This is a genomic window from Sphingomonas hylomeconis (genome assembly GCF_025370105.1).
GTDB classification, from domain to species: Bacteria; Pseudomonadota; Alphaproteobacteria; order Sphingomonadales; family Sphingomonadaceae; genus Sphingomonas; species Sphingomonas hylomeconis.
Genome location: NZ_JANQBK010000014.1, coordinates 1 through 15,606, shown reverse-complemented (window position 1 = coordinate 15,606; position 15,606 = coordinate 1). Strand labels below are relative to the sequence as shown.

The window sequence follows — 15,606 nt, the reverse complement described above, 5'->3', positions numbered from 1 at the left end:
GAAGCGGTGATCAGCTTGGCGCAATGCCGAGCAGCGCGGCGGCGTTCGCCCCCACAATACGCACCCGGTCCTCCGGCGACAGATCATCATGAAAGCCGACGGGATCAGGCTCGGCCATGTCGAACGGATAATCGCTGCCCATGCACAGTCGATCGGCGCCCCACGCCTGCACCATGGCATCGAGCTGCTTGGGATCGAACACCAACGTGTCGAACCACAGTTTCTTCAGATAGCTCGACGGCAGATGCCGACAATCCTCCCGGCAATCCGCGCGCGCGCGCCATCCATGATCCATCCGCCCCCAATAGCTGGGCATATAGCCGCCGCCATGCGCGACACAGATGCGCAGGCCAGGATACCGATCCAATACGCCGCCGAAGATCAGGTGCCCGACCGCCAGCGTCGATTCGAGCGGGTTGCCGATCAGATTGTTGAAATAATATTCGCTCATCCGGTTGGCGTGGGTAAAGCCGAGCGGGTGAAGGAACAGCAAGACGCCAAGTTCCTCGGCGGCGGCGAAGAACGGGCGGAACACAGGATCGTGAAGATCGCGACCGTTGACATTCGAGCTGATCTCGATCCCGCGCAGATCGAGCTTGCTGACGCAGCGTCGCATTTCGATGATCGCCTGATCGACATCCTGCAGCGGCACCGTGCCCATCCCGACCAGCCTATCCGGATGGGCAGCAACCGCCTCGGCGATGCCGTCGTTGACCAACCGGGCGGCGGATCGCCCGACATCACTATCGGTGAAATAATAATACTGGCCCGGGCTCGGCGAGATCGCCTGCATGTCGATCCCGAGCCGGTCCATATCGGCAAGGCGTTCGTCGACCCCGTGTAATTTGCAGCCGATCGCTGCGAATTGCGCGCGGTTGACCGCAGCGGTCTGCGGGCTGGTGAAATCGTGGATGCCGGGGGGTGGCCCGGGATAGCTTGCCTGAACCAGCACATCGGCAGCGGCGACCGCAAAATGACAATGCATGTCGAGCGTGAAGTGGCGGCCATTGCGACGCACCACTTGGGTCTGCGACTGTCGATCGGAAGTCATGTCGCTACGCTCCATTCCATGCTCGCGATCTCCAGCCTGGCTCAGAGAAAGCGCATCGCCCTCGGGAAATACCGGCCTTATCGCCTGACGTCGGCGGGTTCCGCCGTGAACGATGCCAGATCGGTGGCGGTGGTGCGACTTTGATCGCCCGAGGTTGCGTGCTTCAGCGCCGCCATGGCCAGTCCGCAGGTCGCCGCCGGGTCGCATCCGAGATCGAGACGCGAAATGACGCCCGCAGCAAACGCATCGCCGGTGCCGATCCGATCGACGATCTGGGTTACCGGGATCGATGCGGTTTCGAAACTGTCGTCGCGCCGATCGACGCGGGCCGACAGATGGTGCGTATCAGCATCGATGACGCGACGCGCGGTCGAGGCGATCCAGCCGAGATTACCGAACCGCGCAAATGCCGCCTCGCTTGCGTCGCGCCGGTCGGCCGGCGTGTCGCCCCTGTAATCCGTGCCGAGCAACAAGGAGATATCCCGGTGGCTCCCGATCAGCAGATCGGCGCCAGCGACGTGGTCGAGCAGGATCTGCTGCGGATCGTCACACCAGCGTGCCCACATGCTCGCGCGGAAGTTTCCGTCGAACGACACCTTTACGCCCGCCCTGCGTGCCGCCGCGATCGCATCGAGCGACAGGCGCGCGGCTTCCGGTCCGATCGCGGGGATGATCCCCGACAGATGCAGCCATTCGATACCCTCGAGCGCGCGCGGCCAGTCATAACGGGCGGATGGCGTCCGGGCGAAGCAGCTGTCCAGCCGATCATACACGATATGCGCGCCGCGCGGCCCGCTGGGCGGAGACATGAAGTACAGCCCGAGCCGACCATCCGTCCGCACGACCCGCGATACGTCAACGCCAGCGGCGCGCACCGTCTCCAGCGCCGCGTCGCCGATCGAGCCATGCGGCAATGTCGTGATCAGCGCCGATGCGCTGCCGATCCGGGCCAGTGCGACGGCGACGTTCGCCTCCGCCCCGCCGAAATGCGCATCAAGCCGCGATTCCTGAAACAGGTGCCCACGATCCGGCGCGGTCAGCCGCAGCAGCATCTCGCCGAAACACAATATCGTACCGGTCATCCGCCATCCGCCTTTGTTGCAGCCCGAAGCGCGACACCGGGGCCGTCCTGTTGCCACGCCGCGACCGCCCCGGCCAATGTCGCGATGAATGCCGGGCATTGGCGCAGCTCGGGCCCGAACAGGCCGAGTTCGCCGACCAGCCGCTGTACGGCCAGCGGAACATCGCCCGCCGCCTCGGCCCAGATCGCGGCATAGCGCGCCTGCAACGGATCGTCCGCGATCGCCGGCGCATCGGCGGTGTAGGCGATCCAGGCGGCCACGCTCAGCAGATGGCAGGGGCTTGCCTGCCCGGCAGCAAACCGCTCCGTAACCGTCGCCACCCAGCGTTGCGGCAGCTTCTGCGAGCCATCCATCGCAATCTGATCGAGCCGGTGATGCAGATCGGCATTGGCGAACCGCGCCAGGATCGCGGTGATATATGCCCTCGCATCAAGGCCGGGCGCGGCGATCAGGGTGGGCACGGCCTCGGCCATTTGCGCGACGACGAAGTCGCGCAGCACCGGGTCTGCGATCGCCTGGTGCACATAGTCGTATTGCAACTGCAGACCGGCATAGGCGAGCGTCGAATGGCTGGCATTGAGCAGGCGGAGCTTGGCGAGTTCGAACGGCGCGACATCCGCGACAATCTGCGCGCCGGCATTTTCCCACTGCGGGCGCGGGCCGGCGAAACTGTCTTCGATCACCCACTGGCGAAACGGCTCGGTCATGATCGCGCCGGCATCCTCGACCCCGATCGCGCTGGCCACGAACGCACGGTCCGCCGCCGTCGTCGCCGGTACGATGCGATCCACCATCGTGTCGGGTGCGCGGATATGCCCACGCGCCCACTCCGCCAGCCCGTCGTCGCGGCCGTCGAGAAACTCGAGCAGCAGATTCAGCAGCAACGTGCCGTTGCCCGACAGATTATCGCAGGAAATCAGCGTCAGTCCGCCTGCGCCGGCGCGGCGACGCAGCGCCAACGCCGCGCTTAGAAAGCCATAGATCGTCTGCGGCGAATTGCCGCGCACATCATTCTCGATCGCCGGATCGCTGACGAGCAGCCGCCCGGTAGCGGTGTCGCGGTAATAGCCCTTTTCGGTCACGGTCAGCGTCACGATATGCGTGTCGTGCGCGGCAAGCACAGCAATCACGGCTTCAGGGTTTTCGGGCGCCACCAGAACGTTGTCGATTACCGTGACCAGACGCGTCGACGCGACGCCGTTCGATTGCTCGGTCACGGTATAGAGGCCATCCTGCGGGTTCAGCGCATCGCGCACCGCGGGCGAGCGCAACGACACGCCGGTGATACGCCAGCCATCGTCCGGGGTGCTGCCGTCCTGCGTGTAGATCGCCTGATGCGCGCGGTGAAATGCGCCGATCCCCAGATGAACGATACGCCCGTTTGTCACCCCCTGCGCGGCAGGTCGCGCGACATTGTTCGTCAGTGCGGACAGATTTGCGCGCGACAGTCTCACAATTTGTACGCCTTGCGGACCAGCCCGCTGGTCAGTTCCTGCGCGAGATCGGCGGCTTCCCAATCCTCCAGCCGATGTTCGGCGACCAGCCGTGCGAGAAAACCACAGTCGATCCGCCGCGCGACATCGTGGCGTGCCGGAATCGACAGGAACGCGCGCGTGTCGTCGTTAAATCCAACGGTGTTGTAGAAGCCGGCGGTTTCGGTGGTCGTTTCGCGGAACCGGCGCATCCCCTCCGGACTATCGTGGAACCACCAGGCGGGTCCAAGCTTGAGGCACGGATAATGGCCGGCGAGCGGCGCCAGTTCGCGCGAATAGACGCTTTCGTCGAGCGTGAAGAGAATGATCGACAGATCGGTCGAGGTGCCAAAGCGATCGAGCAACGGCTTCAGCGCATGAACATAGTCGGTGCGCGCCGGAATGTCCGCGCCCTTGTCGCGTCCGTAGGTCGCGAACACGCCTGCATTGTGATTGCGTACCGAGCCGGGATGGATCTGCATCACCATGCCGTCCTCGACGCTCATGCCGGCCATCTCGGTCAACATCTGCGCCCGGAAAAGCTCCGCGTCGGCGGCGGTCCACGCATCGCCCGTGATGCGCGCGAACAAGGCTTCACATTCGGCGGTCGACAGATTTGCCGTCGCCGCGGTCGGATGGCCATGATCCGTCGCGGTTGCGCCCGCCGCGCGAAAATCGGCGCGACGCTTGCGATGCGCGGCAAGATAGCCGTGCCAGCCGTACACGTCCTCGCCGGTGAGGTCGGCAAAGCGGCGCATCGCACCGGCGAACTGCTCGTGCTCGACGTCGATCACGCCGTCCGGCCGATAGGTCGTCACGACGCGACCGTTCCAGCCGCTCTCGCGGATCCGGTGGTGCGCATTTAGGCTATCGTGCGCGCCTTCGGTCGTCGCGAGGAAGTCGATCCGAAAACGGTCGAACAGCGCGCGCGGACGGAATGCCTCGGTCGCGAGCTTGTCGCCGATCGTGTCGAAATAAAGATCGGCCGTCGCCGGCTCGAACGCGACGTCGAATCCGAACACGTCGGCGAAGACGTGATCCAGCCACATGCGCGACGGTGTCCCGCGGAACAGATGATAATGCTCGGCCAACAGCCGCCAGGCGCCGCGCGGATCGGCCGCCGCAGCCGCGCCATGCCGCGGGATCGCCAGTGCATCGAGATCCACACCCTGGCTGTACAGCATGCGATAGAGGTAATGATCGGGCGCCAGCAGCAGCGATGTCGCATCGGTCCAGTGATGATTGTCGGCGAACCAGTCCGGATCGGTATGGCCGTGCGGGCTGACGATCGGCAGATCGGCGACCGTCGCGTAGAGCTGGCGCGCGATATCCCGCGTCGTCGGATCGGCCGGGAACAGCCGGTCGGGATGCAGGTGCAACGCTCGGGTCATGCCGCATTCCCCATCACGTGCGCGATGCCCTGTTCCAGCCCCCGCAACTCGGCGAGGCCGCGCATTCGGCCCAGCAGCGAATAGCCGGGGTTTGTCACCCGGTGAAGATCGTCGAGCATCTGGTGGCCGTGATCAGGGCGCATCGGAATGCTCCGGCCTTCCCGCACGGACAGACGATGCACCGCCGCGACCACCGTGGACATCTGCACGTCGCCCCCCAGATGGATCGCTTCGTGGAACGCACCGTCGGCCTCGCGCTGCACCGAGCGCAGATGCAGGAAACCGATACGATCGCCCAGCCGCTCGACCATCCCCGGCAGATCATTGTCGGCACGCACACCGAGCGACCCGGTGCACAGGCACAGCCCGTTGGAGGCGTTGGGGACGCGCGCGAAAAGATCGGTGACATCCGCTTCCGTGCTGACGACGCGCGGCAGGCCGAAGATCGGGAAGGGCGGATCGTCCGGATGGACGACGAGGCGGATGCCGAGTTCGTCCGCCAACGGGCAGACCGCCTCCAGAAACGCGACGTGATTGTCGCGCAGGCGATCGGCATCGACATCTGCATAGGTCTCGATCGCGCGGCGGAACTCGGCGGAGGTGAACCCCTCCTCGCTGCCCGGCAGGCCGGCGATAATCGTGCGTTCCAGCCCGGCGCGCGCGGCGTCGTCCATCGCGGCATAGCGCGCTTCGGCGGCGGCACGTGTCGCATCATCGTAGCTGCTTGCCGCGCCGGGACGACGCAGGATGAACAGGTCATAGGCCGCCACGGCCACCGCCTCGAAGCGCAGCGCCAGCGCGCCATCCGGCAATGCCCAGGCGAGATCGGTCCGCGTCCAATCCAGCAGCGGCATGAAATTATAGGTGACGACATCGATCCCGCAGGCCGCGAGATTGGTCAGGCTCTGCCGATAATGGTCGATCAGCCGGTCGCAGTTGCCGGCGCGTGTCTTCAGCCCTTCGTCCACCGGCAGACTTTCAACCACGGACCAGTCGAGCCCGGCTGCCTCGATCTCCGCCTTGCGCGCGGCAATTGCATCCTTCGGCCAGACCTCACCGTTGGGCACGTCGTGCAGCGCCGTCACGATGCCCGTTGCCCCGGCCTGCCGAATGTCGCGCAGACGAACGGGATCGTTCGGCCCGAACCAGCGCATGGTTTGCGTCATCAGCACGTCTATCAGCCTTCCTGAATGATATTGGTGGCGCGCGGCGTGGCGCGCAACAGGCTCCACAATACCGCCGCAGCGAGCAGATCGAGCGCGGCCAGCGCGGCGAAGAGCGGATCATAACCCCAGGCGTCCGCGCTCTGCCCGATCAACAACGTGAACAGCATGCCGCCGACCCATGCCGAGGTGCCGGCCATCCCGCTGGCCGTGCCGACGGTCCGGCTGTCGAACATGTCGGCACACAAGGTGATCAGCGCACCGCTGAGCATCTGGTGCGCAAAGCCACCGACGCAGAACAGCAAGATGGCAATGCCGGGCGACGTCGCAAAGCCGATACAGGCCGGCCCGATCATGCACAGCGCCCCGATCGTCATGGTGATCTTTCGCGACGCGACCAGCGAAACGCCGCGCTTCATCAGCCAGCTTGGCAGCACGCCGGCGGCCAAGCTTCCGAAATCGGCGGCGAGAAACGGCATCCAGGCCCATAAGGCGATGCTTTTCAGATCGAGCTGCCACACCGAGACGAGGTAGAGCGGGATAAAGAAGTTGAACGTCTGCCACGCCGGTTCGGCGAGGAAGCGCGGCACCGCGATCCCCCAGAAGCTACGGCTTTTCAGCAGATCCTTGCGTGTCGCCGGCTTGCCGGTGACATCTTCGCCGCGATCGGCGATCAAGGCCGCACGGTCCGCTGCGCTCAGCGCCGGATGGTCGGCCGGGCTGCGATAGCTCCAGTACCACAGGAACGCCCAGACCAGGCTCAGTCCGCCGGTGACGATGAACGCCGCCTGCCAGTTCCACGCCAGGATGCAGAACGCCACCAAAGGCGGCGCGATCATGTTGCCGACGCTGGTGCCCATCTGGAACACGCTGGTCGCCAATGACCGTTCGCGCGGCGGGAACCATTCGGACACCGTCTTGGCACCCGCCGGGATTGCCGCTGCCTCGCTCGCCCCCAGCAGCGCGCGGAACAGCGCCAGGCTGGGCCAGCCGGTGGCCAGCGCATGCGCCATGTTGGCCAGCGCCCAGCCGACCGCGAACAGGAAGAAACCCAGCCGCGTACCGAGCGCGTCGAGCACGCCACCCGCCACCGTCTGCATCACCGTGTAACTCGCCTGGAACGCCAGCACGACCCAGCTGTAATCCTCGGTCGTCATGCCGAATTCGGTCTTCAATTGCGGTGCCGCGACCGAGAGGGTCGATCGGGCAAGGTAATTGAGGATCGTTCCCAGCGTGACCAACCCGATCAATCGCCACCGCAGCGGCACGTCCCGCCAGGTGCGCCCGCCGACCTTCAACGCCATGACGCGGTTCCTCGCCGATACGGGCTCATCGCGAAATCGTGATCGAGGAGACGATCGCGTCACCACGAACCGGGACGAACGCAAGGTCGATCACGCCGTCGGTCACCTGAACTGCCACGCTGCGGGTCACCGCCTTCAACGGCCCACCCGCCGTCGCGGCGATGTCGAACGCGGCCAGAACGCGCTTGCCGTTCGCCGTCACATCGAATTGCCGCGCGCCTGCCGCCAGCGATGGTTCGACGAACGTCATGGCGATTGTGTAGCGGCCGTTCGCGACGGGCACCTTGTAGCCGAAACGCCCCTGTCGATATGTTTCAGCGATGGCGGCGTCACCGGTGCCGGTGACGATCTTTTTTTCCGGGCGTGGTCCGTAACCGGAATAGGCGTTGAGCTCACCGACCTTTCCGCCCTCGAAGAAATCATCCGAACCATATTGTCCGCTTGCGCTTTCGCCGGCGACCAGGGCACCGCTATCGATGCGGATCGAGCGCGCCGCTTCCGGCGATAGCTGCCACTCCACCGTATCCTCCTGCGCGCCGCCTACGAAAATGCCGCGCGCAACGATCCGGTTGGTGCCGACAGCAAGAGCGACCTTGGGCCACACGCAGATCTTCTGCGCGCAATCGGCCAGGCTGCCGATCAGACGGCCGTTCACCGTCAGTTCGGTCCGCGGCGCGTTCGAATAGATCCGCACGTCGGTCGCCGGATATGCCCGCTCGGTATATCGCCGGCCGTTGATGTGGATCGTCGGCGCGGTCGTCCAATTCGCCTTGTAGAAATAATAGGCATCCTTGCGGATCTTGCGATCGTAGGTGACCAGCCCCTTGGTATTGATATCCACCGCGTCGCCCTCGCGCCGTACGGTCGTGGCGAAATCGAACGAGTTCCACAGCCATGTAGCCCATAGATACGGCTTGGCCGACAGCGTCGCCCAGGCCTGTTCATGGATATAGCTCTCGAATTCCTCCGGCTGATTGCGCCCCCGTTGATCGACCTTGCCACCGAGCACGTTATCGGTGTGGATCGTCGTTGCGCCGCCGGCACCATATTCCGTCACCGACAGCGGTTGCGCGGGACGTTTGGCCCGCAATTCATCGAGATGCGGCCCCAGATCCGCCGGTGCGCCGTAGTACCAGCCGAAATAGCGATTCGCCCCGCCCAGATCGGCTGCGATCGCGGTGATCGGCACGTCGGAGGTCGGGCCGATATCGCGTTCGCAACAGGTCGCCAGCGCAGTGGCGCGGGACGGATCCTCAGCCTTGGCCAGCGTTTCCAGTTCACGCAGCAGTGGCATCGGATCGGGCGCCTTGCCGCTGCTCGCCGTGATGAACGCGGGGATCGACGTGCCGAAATCGACCTCGTTGGCGATACCCCAGGTGAAGACGGACGGGTGGTTCGCGTTCTGCCGGATCATTTCGCGCACCTGTTGGCGCGCATTTTCAAGCAGCGCGGGGCTGCCCGTCATGGCATCGCCGTGCGTCCATTTCGAGACGAGCGGAATCTCGTCCCACAGCACGATACCGTAGCGATCGGCGAGATCGTGGATCACCTGCCCGTGCTGGTAATGCGTCAGGCGGATCGTGTTGACGCCCATTTCGCGCATGATCGCGAAATCCTGCTCGATCTCGCCCGGGGTGACCGCCCAGCCCTTGCCTTCGCGATCCTGGTGATAGCCCACGCCGTGCAGGCGCAGCGGCTTTCCGTTCAGCAGGAACCCTTGCGCCGCATCGGCGCGCATCTCGCGAATGCCGAACGGTTGCTCGACACGATCGAGCACCTTGCCCGACGCAGCGATCTCGACGACCAGCCGGTGCAGATAGGGATCGGCCGTCCCGTTCCACAAATGCGGGTCGGCGACGGACAACGTCTGATGTGCCTCCGTCGTTTTGGCAGCGTCGAGTGCGATCCGGCGGGTGGTCGTCGCGACGGTCCTGCCGGCCGCATCGACCAGACGGACGACGGCATCGACCGACTGGCGCCTGGTGCCGTCATTGCGCAGCCGTACCCGGACATCCACGTCCGCGCGCCCGGCAGCGATGGCCTTCGTCGTCGCGAGAATCCCGCTGCCGCCGAAATCGAGCATATCGACATGGATGGCGTCGGTGCCGATCAGGCTGACCGGGCGATACAATCCGCCGTGCACGAAGAAGTCGCCCGCCAATGGCAGGATCTCAGCGGTCGAGGTGCCGAGATCCGGCTGGCTGTTATCGACCTTGACCAGCAGGACGTTGGGCTGGCCCGGGCGCAACGCCTTGGTCGCATCGAGCCGGAACCGCGAGAAGCCGCCGCGATGCGATCCCAGCAACTGGCCGTTCAGCCACACTTGCGCGCTTCGGCTGGCAGCGTCGAACTGCAGCCAGGCGCGTCGGCCACGCACTGAGGCCGCTGGCGTGAAGTTCAAACGGTACCAGCCCACCCCCTGGTATTTGTCGATCGTATCCGGCTGGTTGATGTGGCTTTGCGGGTTGGGCATGTAATAGCCGACCCGGTTCCAGGTATGCGGCACTGATACCGGCTGCCACGTGCCGCCGGCGCGCGCCGCTGCGGCCGGATCGACCTCGCCACCGCGCTGAAACTCCCAGCCTTGCGCCAGCCCGACCACCGATCGATCGGCTTGCGCCATCACTGGCGATGCCGTCGCCACCGCGATCGCGGCCGCAACACTGAAAACGGTTTTCACGCGCCTCTCCCTTTTTTTTTATAGCTATCGGAGTAAAATCGGTCTTACCAGTACAAATCGGGTCTGGCTTGACCAATATTTGCGGGCGGGCGGAACGAAGCCTTACCGATGGTCGCTGTTGCGATGTCCCTCGGCAGTCAAAAACGCGTCGGCGTCGCAGATCGCTGCTGGTGCGCGGCTATCCCAGCTTGGCCAGCCCGTAACGCCGACGCGTATTCTCCGATGCCCGCCGCGCTTCCAGCACCGCCAGTTCCTCGCTTTGGAACAGGAGGTGATCCATCACCGCGCTGAGATGCAACCGCATCGCCGCGCGCGCGGCGGCCGGATCGCGCGCGCGCATCGCCTCCAGGATCGCGGTATGCTCCGCCACGACCGGGCGCACCTTGGCATTGCGCGCCTTGGCATGCAGCAGGGCACATTCCGGCGAGGTGGTGCGCAGATGCCAGAGATCCTCGATCACGCGGATAATCCCGGCGTTCCGAGTCGCGGCGGCGATCGCGAAGTGAAAGTTGCGATCGGCTTCTTCAGTGACGTCGTCATGCAGGTTTTCGGCCGCGATCTCCTTCACCAGGCGATCGAGATGCTCGATCTCGGCATCGGTGATCTGGCTTGCCGCCAGCGCTGCCGCTTCGCCTTCGAACAGCAGCCGGGTCTCGGTCAGCTCAAACGCGGTGATGGCGAATCCCGGCTGCTCGTCCCGCCCGGGAAGCCGGCACACATAGGCGCCGGATCCCACACGCACCTCGATGAAACCCTGCACTTCCAGCGCGATCAGCGCCTCGCGCACCGCCGGTCGGCTGGCCCCATAGTCGATCGCCAGCTCGCGCTCCGCCGGCAATCGATCACCGATCGCAAACGCCCCGGACGCCAGCTGATCGAAGATCCGGCGGGCCAGACGCTGATACAGCCGCTCGGTCCCCGGACGATCGTGTCGGGTCGAACCTGCCTTACCTCTTTGCTTCGCCACGCCAATCATCTGCCAACCAATCCATTCCGCACCATTCAATATCAGACAGATTTGGTAAAAAGTACAATGGCCGATACCGTTGCTGATCTGAAATGCCCTAACGCGCCATCACACCGTGTTGGCGCGGGCGATCGCGGCGAAGACGGCCGAACTCGGCTTCAGCGTGCGTTTAAAGGTCGCGCGATCGACGCTGACCAGCCCGTATTTCGGGCCAAAGCCGAACACCCACTCGTAATTGTCCAGCAACGACCAGTGGATATATCCCATCACCGGCACGCCTTCGGCAATCAGATCGTGCAGATGGCCGAGCGCCGCCGGGATCAGCGCGGCGCGCTGCCGGTCGTCGTCCGTGCCGACGCCATGCTCGGTGATCAGGACCGGTACGCGCGCTTTCTCCCACGCGTAGCGCGCAGCGCCGGCGACCGACGCGGGATAGATCTCGGTACCAGCCGACGTCAGCACGGCATCCGCCGGCGGGGGTAACTTGCCAGCCTCGCCGAAGCGCGCGCGTTCGTAATTCTGCACCCCGACGAAATCGTCGCCACGCGCAGCCTCCAGCCACGCGTCGTAACACACCGCGCGTTTGCGATCGCGTTCGGGCGAAGTGCTAACCGCCTGATCGTCCTCGATCGCAAGCGTAACGCCGACCGGCAGGTCGCCGCGCACCGCCTTGATCGCAGCTCGCCCGGCACGGTGCGCGGCGATCATGATCGGCAGCACCTTTTCTGTCTGCGCGGCCGTTTCGATCAGCATCGCGACGAAGCGATCCGATCCGGATGCAGCAGCGGCCGCGGCCTGGACGGCTTCGCTACCGGCGAGTGCCTGGGGGGGCAGCTTGTAGCGCAGCAAGCGCATCAGATTGGGTTCGTTGAGCGTCGCCGCGGCGTGCATCCCCGCCGCAAGATGGCGCGCGGCACGATCGCAGAAGCGCGCAAAAAGCTGCGGCGCTTCCGGATTGGTCCAACCGCCGCGCATCGCGAACCAGCGCGGGCAAGTGAAGTGGTTGAAGGTCACCACCGCTTTCAACCCGCGCGCGCGGCAGCCGTCGATCATCGCGCGGTAGTGATCGAGCATCGCAATCGAGAACTGCCCCGGCTCCGGCTCGATCCGCGCCCATTCGAGCGAGAAGCGATAGCAGTTAAGATGGAGGCTGCGCGCGATATCCAGGTCTAGCGGCCAGCGATGGAAGCTGTCGCTCGCGTCGCCCGACGGCTCGCGGAATGCGGTCGGCTTTACATGCTCAACGGTCCAGACGTCACTCGCGATATTGTTGCCCTCCACCTGATACGCGGCGGTCGCGGCCCCCCACAGGAAGTCCTTTGCGAAACGTTTGCGCAGCGGGGTGGCGCCGAGCGGATCGGCGAGCAGTGCTGCCCCAACGGCGGCGACCGGAATAGCCGATCCGCGTACCAGTAGGTCTCGGCGATCGAGGATTGGCATATACGGGTTCCGATATCGAATGTGTTCACCGAGCAGGGAGAGGCTTTGCCAGGGCCAGATCGTTCAACGCCCCGCAACCGATCAGACCAATATGGCCGGCCCGCCTCTCGCTACAGCTGGCGGCGTAGGCCGCTTTCGCATTTCGGTGAAATTCAAGTTGCGGATCGTCACCAATGGATTTTACGAATAGGTCCGGTCGCCGCCCTGCACCAGCGGCGGATCATTCCCCTGCATCAGCGCTCGGAACGGCTTGTGCAGGGCACCGCCCGGACGCCACAGGACGGGTATTATTCCTTCCTGCTATCCCCACGGACAAATAAAACTGATGGGTAGCGAGAAGAACAATCAATTTGAGCGCGCTGGCCTGACCAGTTACCGGCTAATTTAAGAAAAATTGGCTATTACAGGAGAGGTCATGAGACTCAAGGCAGCATTGTTGCTCGCTGCGATGCCGGTCGTCGCAAACCCGGCATTCGCGCAGGACGTTGTTCAGACGCCCCGGGCTGGCTCGACCTCCGAGAACGCACCCGTTGACGACACGGCTGCTACGGGCATCGACGACATCATCGTTACCGCGCAGCGCCGCAGCGAAAGCATCCAGCGCGTACCCGTGAGCTTGACGGCGCTTTCGGCGGAGACGCTCACCTCGCGCAACCTGAACGACCTCACACAGATTTCCCGCGCCGCCCCGACGCTGCAAGTCGGCATCGACAATACCTTCTCGGTACGCGGTGTCGGAACGCTCGCGTTTGCCGGCACGATCGACAGCAGCGTCGCCACCGCGATCGACGAAGTGAACCTCGGGCGCCCGATCCTCAATACGCCATTGCTGAACGATCTGGCGCGGGTCGAAGTACTGAACGGTCCGCAGGGGCTGCTGTTCGGCAAGAACGCCTCTGCCGGGTTGATCAACATCGTCACCGCGCAGCCGGTGATCGGTGCACTGTCGAGCACGACGGATCTGGAATTCGCCTCGCGCGATACGCCGGGTGCGGACCGCAATGCGCCGGGCATCATCGCGCGCGAGACGCTCAATATTCCGGTCAGCGCAACCTCGGCGCTGCGCCTGAACATGCTCTATTCCTACCAGGAGCCCGGCACGACCTATGTCGGCACGCCGCGCGCAGGCACGCGGCATGACATCAATGCCCGATCTTTTTCGTTCAAGGGCAAGTATCTCTGGGAGCCGACCGACGCGCTGTCCTTCTACCTGATCGGCGATTACAACGAGAACCACGGCATTGCCGGTCTCGGCGACAATACGTATCGGCAGGTTGCGACGAACAGCCTGAACAATACGCCGCTCGCCAATAACGCGATCGTCGCGGGCGCCGAAAATCTCAAGTTCGGTGGCGATGCCGATCAGTATCGCGACCTCGAGACCGGGGGCGCACAAGCCAAGGCGACCTACGGCTTCGCCGGCGGATGGGAACTGAGCAACATCTTCGCGTGGCGCTATTACAAGCAGGACCAGAATATCGACACGGATTATCTGTCGTCGAACGGCCTGAACCGCAATGAAACGCATGCAAAGTACAATCAATATTCCAATGAATTGCGCTTGTCGCTGCCATCGGATGGCCCGCTGAGCGGGCAGGCCGGGCTGTACTATTTCCAATCGAATTTGGGGCTACGTCGCAACCAGGCCGGTAACAGCTACACGCCCGATTCGGTCGTGCGTGGTGCGCCGTTCTGCGTTGGCGCAGTTGTCGGCACGACGCCAGGTTGCACGATCAGCAACGTCGCCCAGATCGGCAGCGATATCAATTACGTCCTGAAGACCAAGAGCTACGCCGCTTTCGGTCAGCTAACCTACGCCATCACCGATGGTCTGACCGCCTTTGCCGGCGGCCGCGTCACGCGTGACGAAATCGATATCGATACCGTCCAGAACCAGCTGAACTATTTCTCACGGCTTGCAGGCCCGCGGGGCACGTTCGGCGCAAGCTATGAAAACACCGATTTCAGCTGGAAGGCTGGCGCGCAATATCAGGTCACCCCGGTGATCATGGCGTACGGCTTCTACGGCCGCGGCTATAAGGGGCCCGGCTTCAACGATACCTTCCCGACCGCGACATCCGACGTGATCGTGCGCGGCGAAACGTCGAACACCGGCGAAATCGGCGTCAAGACGAGCTTCTTTGATCGACGGCTGACGGTGAACGTCTCGGGCTTCTATACGAAGTTCGACAATTTCCAGGTCCAGTCGTTCAATCCCACGACGGTGGCGTTTCTCGTGCAGAATGCGGCCAAGGTCACCTCGAAGGGTGTCGAAGTTACCGTCGGCCTGCGTCCGTTCCCCGGATTCAGCATCAATGAAAGCGCATCGTTCCTGTCGTCCAGGTTCGACGATTTCACCGGCGCGCAATGCTATCCGACGCAGACCACGCGCGGTTGCTCGGCCACGGTTCAGACGTTCGACGCGTCCGGCCTCCGGCTCCCCGCCGCGCCAGCCTTCACCTCCAGCTTCCAGGCGATGTACGAACTCCCCACCGACGGCCCGGTCGCGCCGTTCATCGAAGGAAACTGGTATCACCGCTCGAGCATCAACTATGTGGTGAACCAGGCGCCCGGCGCTACCGTCGGTGCCGTCGATATCTTCGGCGGCAGCGTCGGGGCGAAGGTCGGTACGGCACTGCGGCTGGCGTTGTTCTGCAAGAACTGCACGAACAAGATCACGCCGAACTCCATCGGCGTGGATTCGGGTGACGCGAATGCTCGCAACGCGCGCGGGCAGGCGACACCGATGCTGTCCTACACCCAGCAGTTCGGGCTGGATTCGGTGCGGACGATTGGCCTGTCCGCACAGTTCCGCTTCTAGTTACCGCGACAGGCGGCACGGCGCATCAGCCGTGCCGCCTAACGTCAACGATACGCGTTATGTACGTACCAAGGGGGATATGCCCGTGACGCGGTTACCGATCGATCGCCGGGCCATGCTCATCGGTGCAAGCTCGCCACGACAGGGTTGATGCGGCTCGCAACGGAAGAAGCGGCTGTTTTGCGCTGGTTTTGCAAGCCGGCGACGCGGCCGGCGGCCGCCTGAAACGGCGGGA

Annotated in this window: 10 protein-coding genes; 1 reads left to right on the top strand and 9 read right to left on the bottom strand. The window is 64.3% G+C overall.

The window, feature by feature from the left end:
• Positions 1 to 10: 10 nt before the first annotated feature.
• The 9 genes from NV401_RS14360 to NV401_RS14320 form a co-directional block, all read right to left on the bottom strand.
• Positions 11 to 1,051, bottom strand: a complete 1,041-nt coding sequence (locus tag NV401_RS14360; protein WP_261295132.1) for an amidohydrolase family protein — start codon at positions 1,049 to 1,051, stop codon at positions 11 to 13.
• A 77-nt stretch (positions 1,052 to 1,128) separates the two neighbouring features.
• Positions 1,129 to 2,133, bottom strand: a complete 1,005-nt coding sequence (locus NV401_RS14355) for a sugar kinase (RefSeq protein WP_261295131.1) — start codon at positions 2,131 to 2,133, stop codon at positions 1,129 to 1,131.
• Positions 2,130 to 3,587: a mannitol dehydrogenase family protein gene (locus NV401_RS14350; protein WP_261295130.1), complete on the bottom strand. Its 1,458-nt coding sequence runs from the start codon at positions 3,585 to 3,587 to the stop codon at positions 2,130 to 2,132. Before NV401_RS14350 ends, NV401_RS14355 begins: the two co-directional genes overlap by 4 nt.
• Positions 3,584 to 4,996, bottom strand: coding sequence for a glucuronate isomerase (gene uxaC, locus NV401_RS14345; protein WP_261295129.1), 1,413 nt, complete (start codon positions 4,994 to 4,996; stop codon positions 3,584 to 3,586). Before uxaC ends, NV401_RS14350 begins: the two co-directional genes overlap by 4 nt.
• A complete protein-coding gene (uxuA, locus tag NV401_RS14340) occupies positions 4,993 to 6,162 on the bottom strand; it encodes a mannonate dehydratase (protein WP_261295128.1) in 1,170 nt (389 codons plus the stop codon). The genes uxaC and uxuA overlap by 4 nt, the downstream gene beginning before the upstream one ends.
• Before the next feature lie 11 nt (positions 6,163 to 6,173).
• Positions 6,174 to 7,463 (bottom strand): MFS transporter, encoded by a 1,290-nt coding sequence (locus tag NV401_RS14335; protein WP_261295127.1) that lies wholly within the window; start codon positions 7,461 to 7,463, stop codon positions 6,174 to 6,176.
• 25 nt (positions 7,464 to 7,488) lie between these two features.
• Positions 7,489 to 10,143 carry a glycoside hydrolase family 2 TIM barrel-domain containing protein gene (locus tag NV401_RS14330; protein WP_261295126.1) on the bottom strand — a complete coding sequence of 885 codons (2,655 nt, stop codon included), beginning with the start codon at positions 10,141 to 10,143 and terminating at the stop codon, positions 7,489 to 7,491.
• Positions 10,144 to 10,321: 178 nt separating this feature from the next.
• Positions 10,322 to 11,110, bottom strand: coding sequence for a FadR/GntR family transcriptional regulator (locus NV401_RS14325; RefSeq protein WP_261295125.1), 789 nt, complete (start codon positions 11,108 to 11,110; stop codon positions 10,322 to 10,324).
• A 108-nt stretch (positions 11,111 to 11,218) separates the two neighbouring features.
• Positions 11,219 to 12,544 (bottom strand): glycoside hydrolase family 1 protein, encoded by a 1,326-nt coding sequence (locus NV401_RS14320; RefSeq protein WP_261295271.1) that lies wholly within the window; start codon positions 12,542 to 12,544, stop codon positions 11,219 to 11,221.
• A gap of 421 nt (positions 12,545 to 12,965) precedes the next feature.
• Between NV401_RS14320 and NV401_RS14315 the strand changes: the two genes are divergently transcribed.
• Complete coding sequence (locus NV401_RS14315) at positions 12,966 to 15,371, top strand: TonB-dependent receptor (protein WP_315369617.1); 2,406 nt, start codon at positions 12,966 to 12,968, stop codon at positions 15,369 to 15,371.
• The last annotated feature ends 235 nt before the right edge of the window (positions 15,372 to 15,606 follow it).

What these genes read in the sequence shown, in the direction of transcription:
- NV401_RS14360 (WP_261295132.1), bottom strand. Translation starts at nt 1,051, where the DNA reads ATGACTTCCGATCGACAGTCGCAGACCCAAGTGGTGCGTCGCAATGGC.
- NV401_RS14355 (WP_261295131.1), bottom strand. Translation starts at nt 2,133, where the DNA reads ATGACCGGTACGATATTGTGTTTCGGCGAGATGCTGCTGCGGCTGACC.
- uxaC (WP_261295129.1), bottom strand. Translation starts at nt 4,996, where the DNA reads ATGACCCGAGCGTTGCACCTGCATCCCGACCGGCTGTTCCCGGCCGAT.
- uxuA (WP_261295128.1), bottom strand. Translation starts at nt 6,162, where the DNA reads ATGACGCAAACCATGCGCTGGTTCGGGCCGAACGATCCCGTTCGTCTG.
- NV401_RS14335 (WP_261295127.1), bottom strand. Translation starts at nt 7,463, where the DNA reads ATGGCGTTGAAGGTCGGCGGGCGCACCTGGCGGGACGTGCCGCTGCGG.
- NV401_RS14315 (WP_315369617.1), top strand. Translation starts at nt 12,966, where the DNA reads ATGAGACTCAAGGCAGCATTGTTGCTCGCTGCGATGCCGGTCGTCGCA.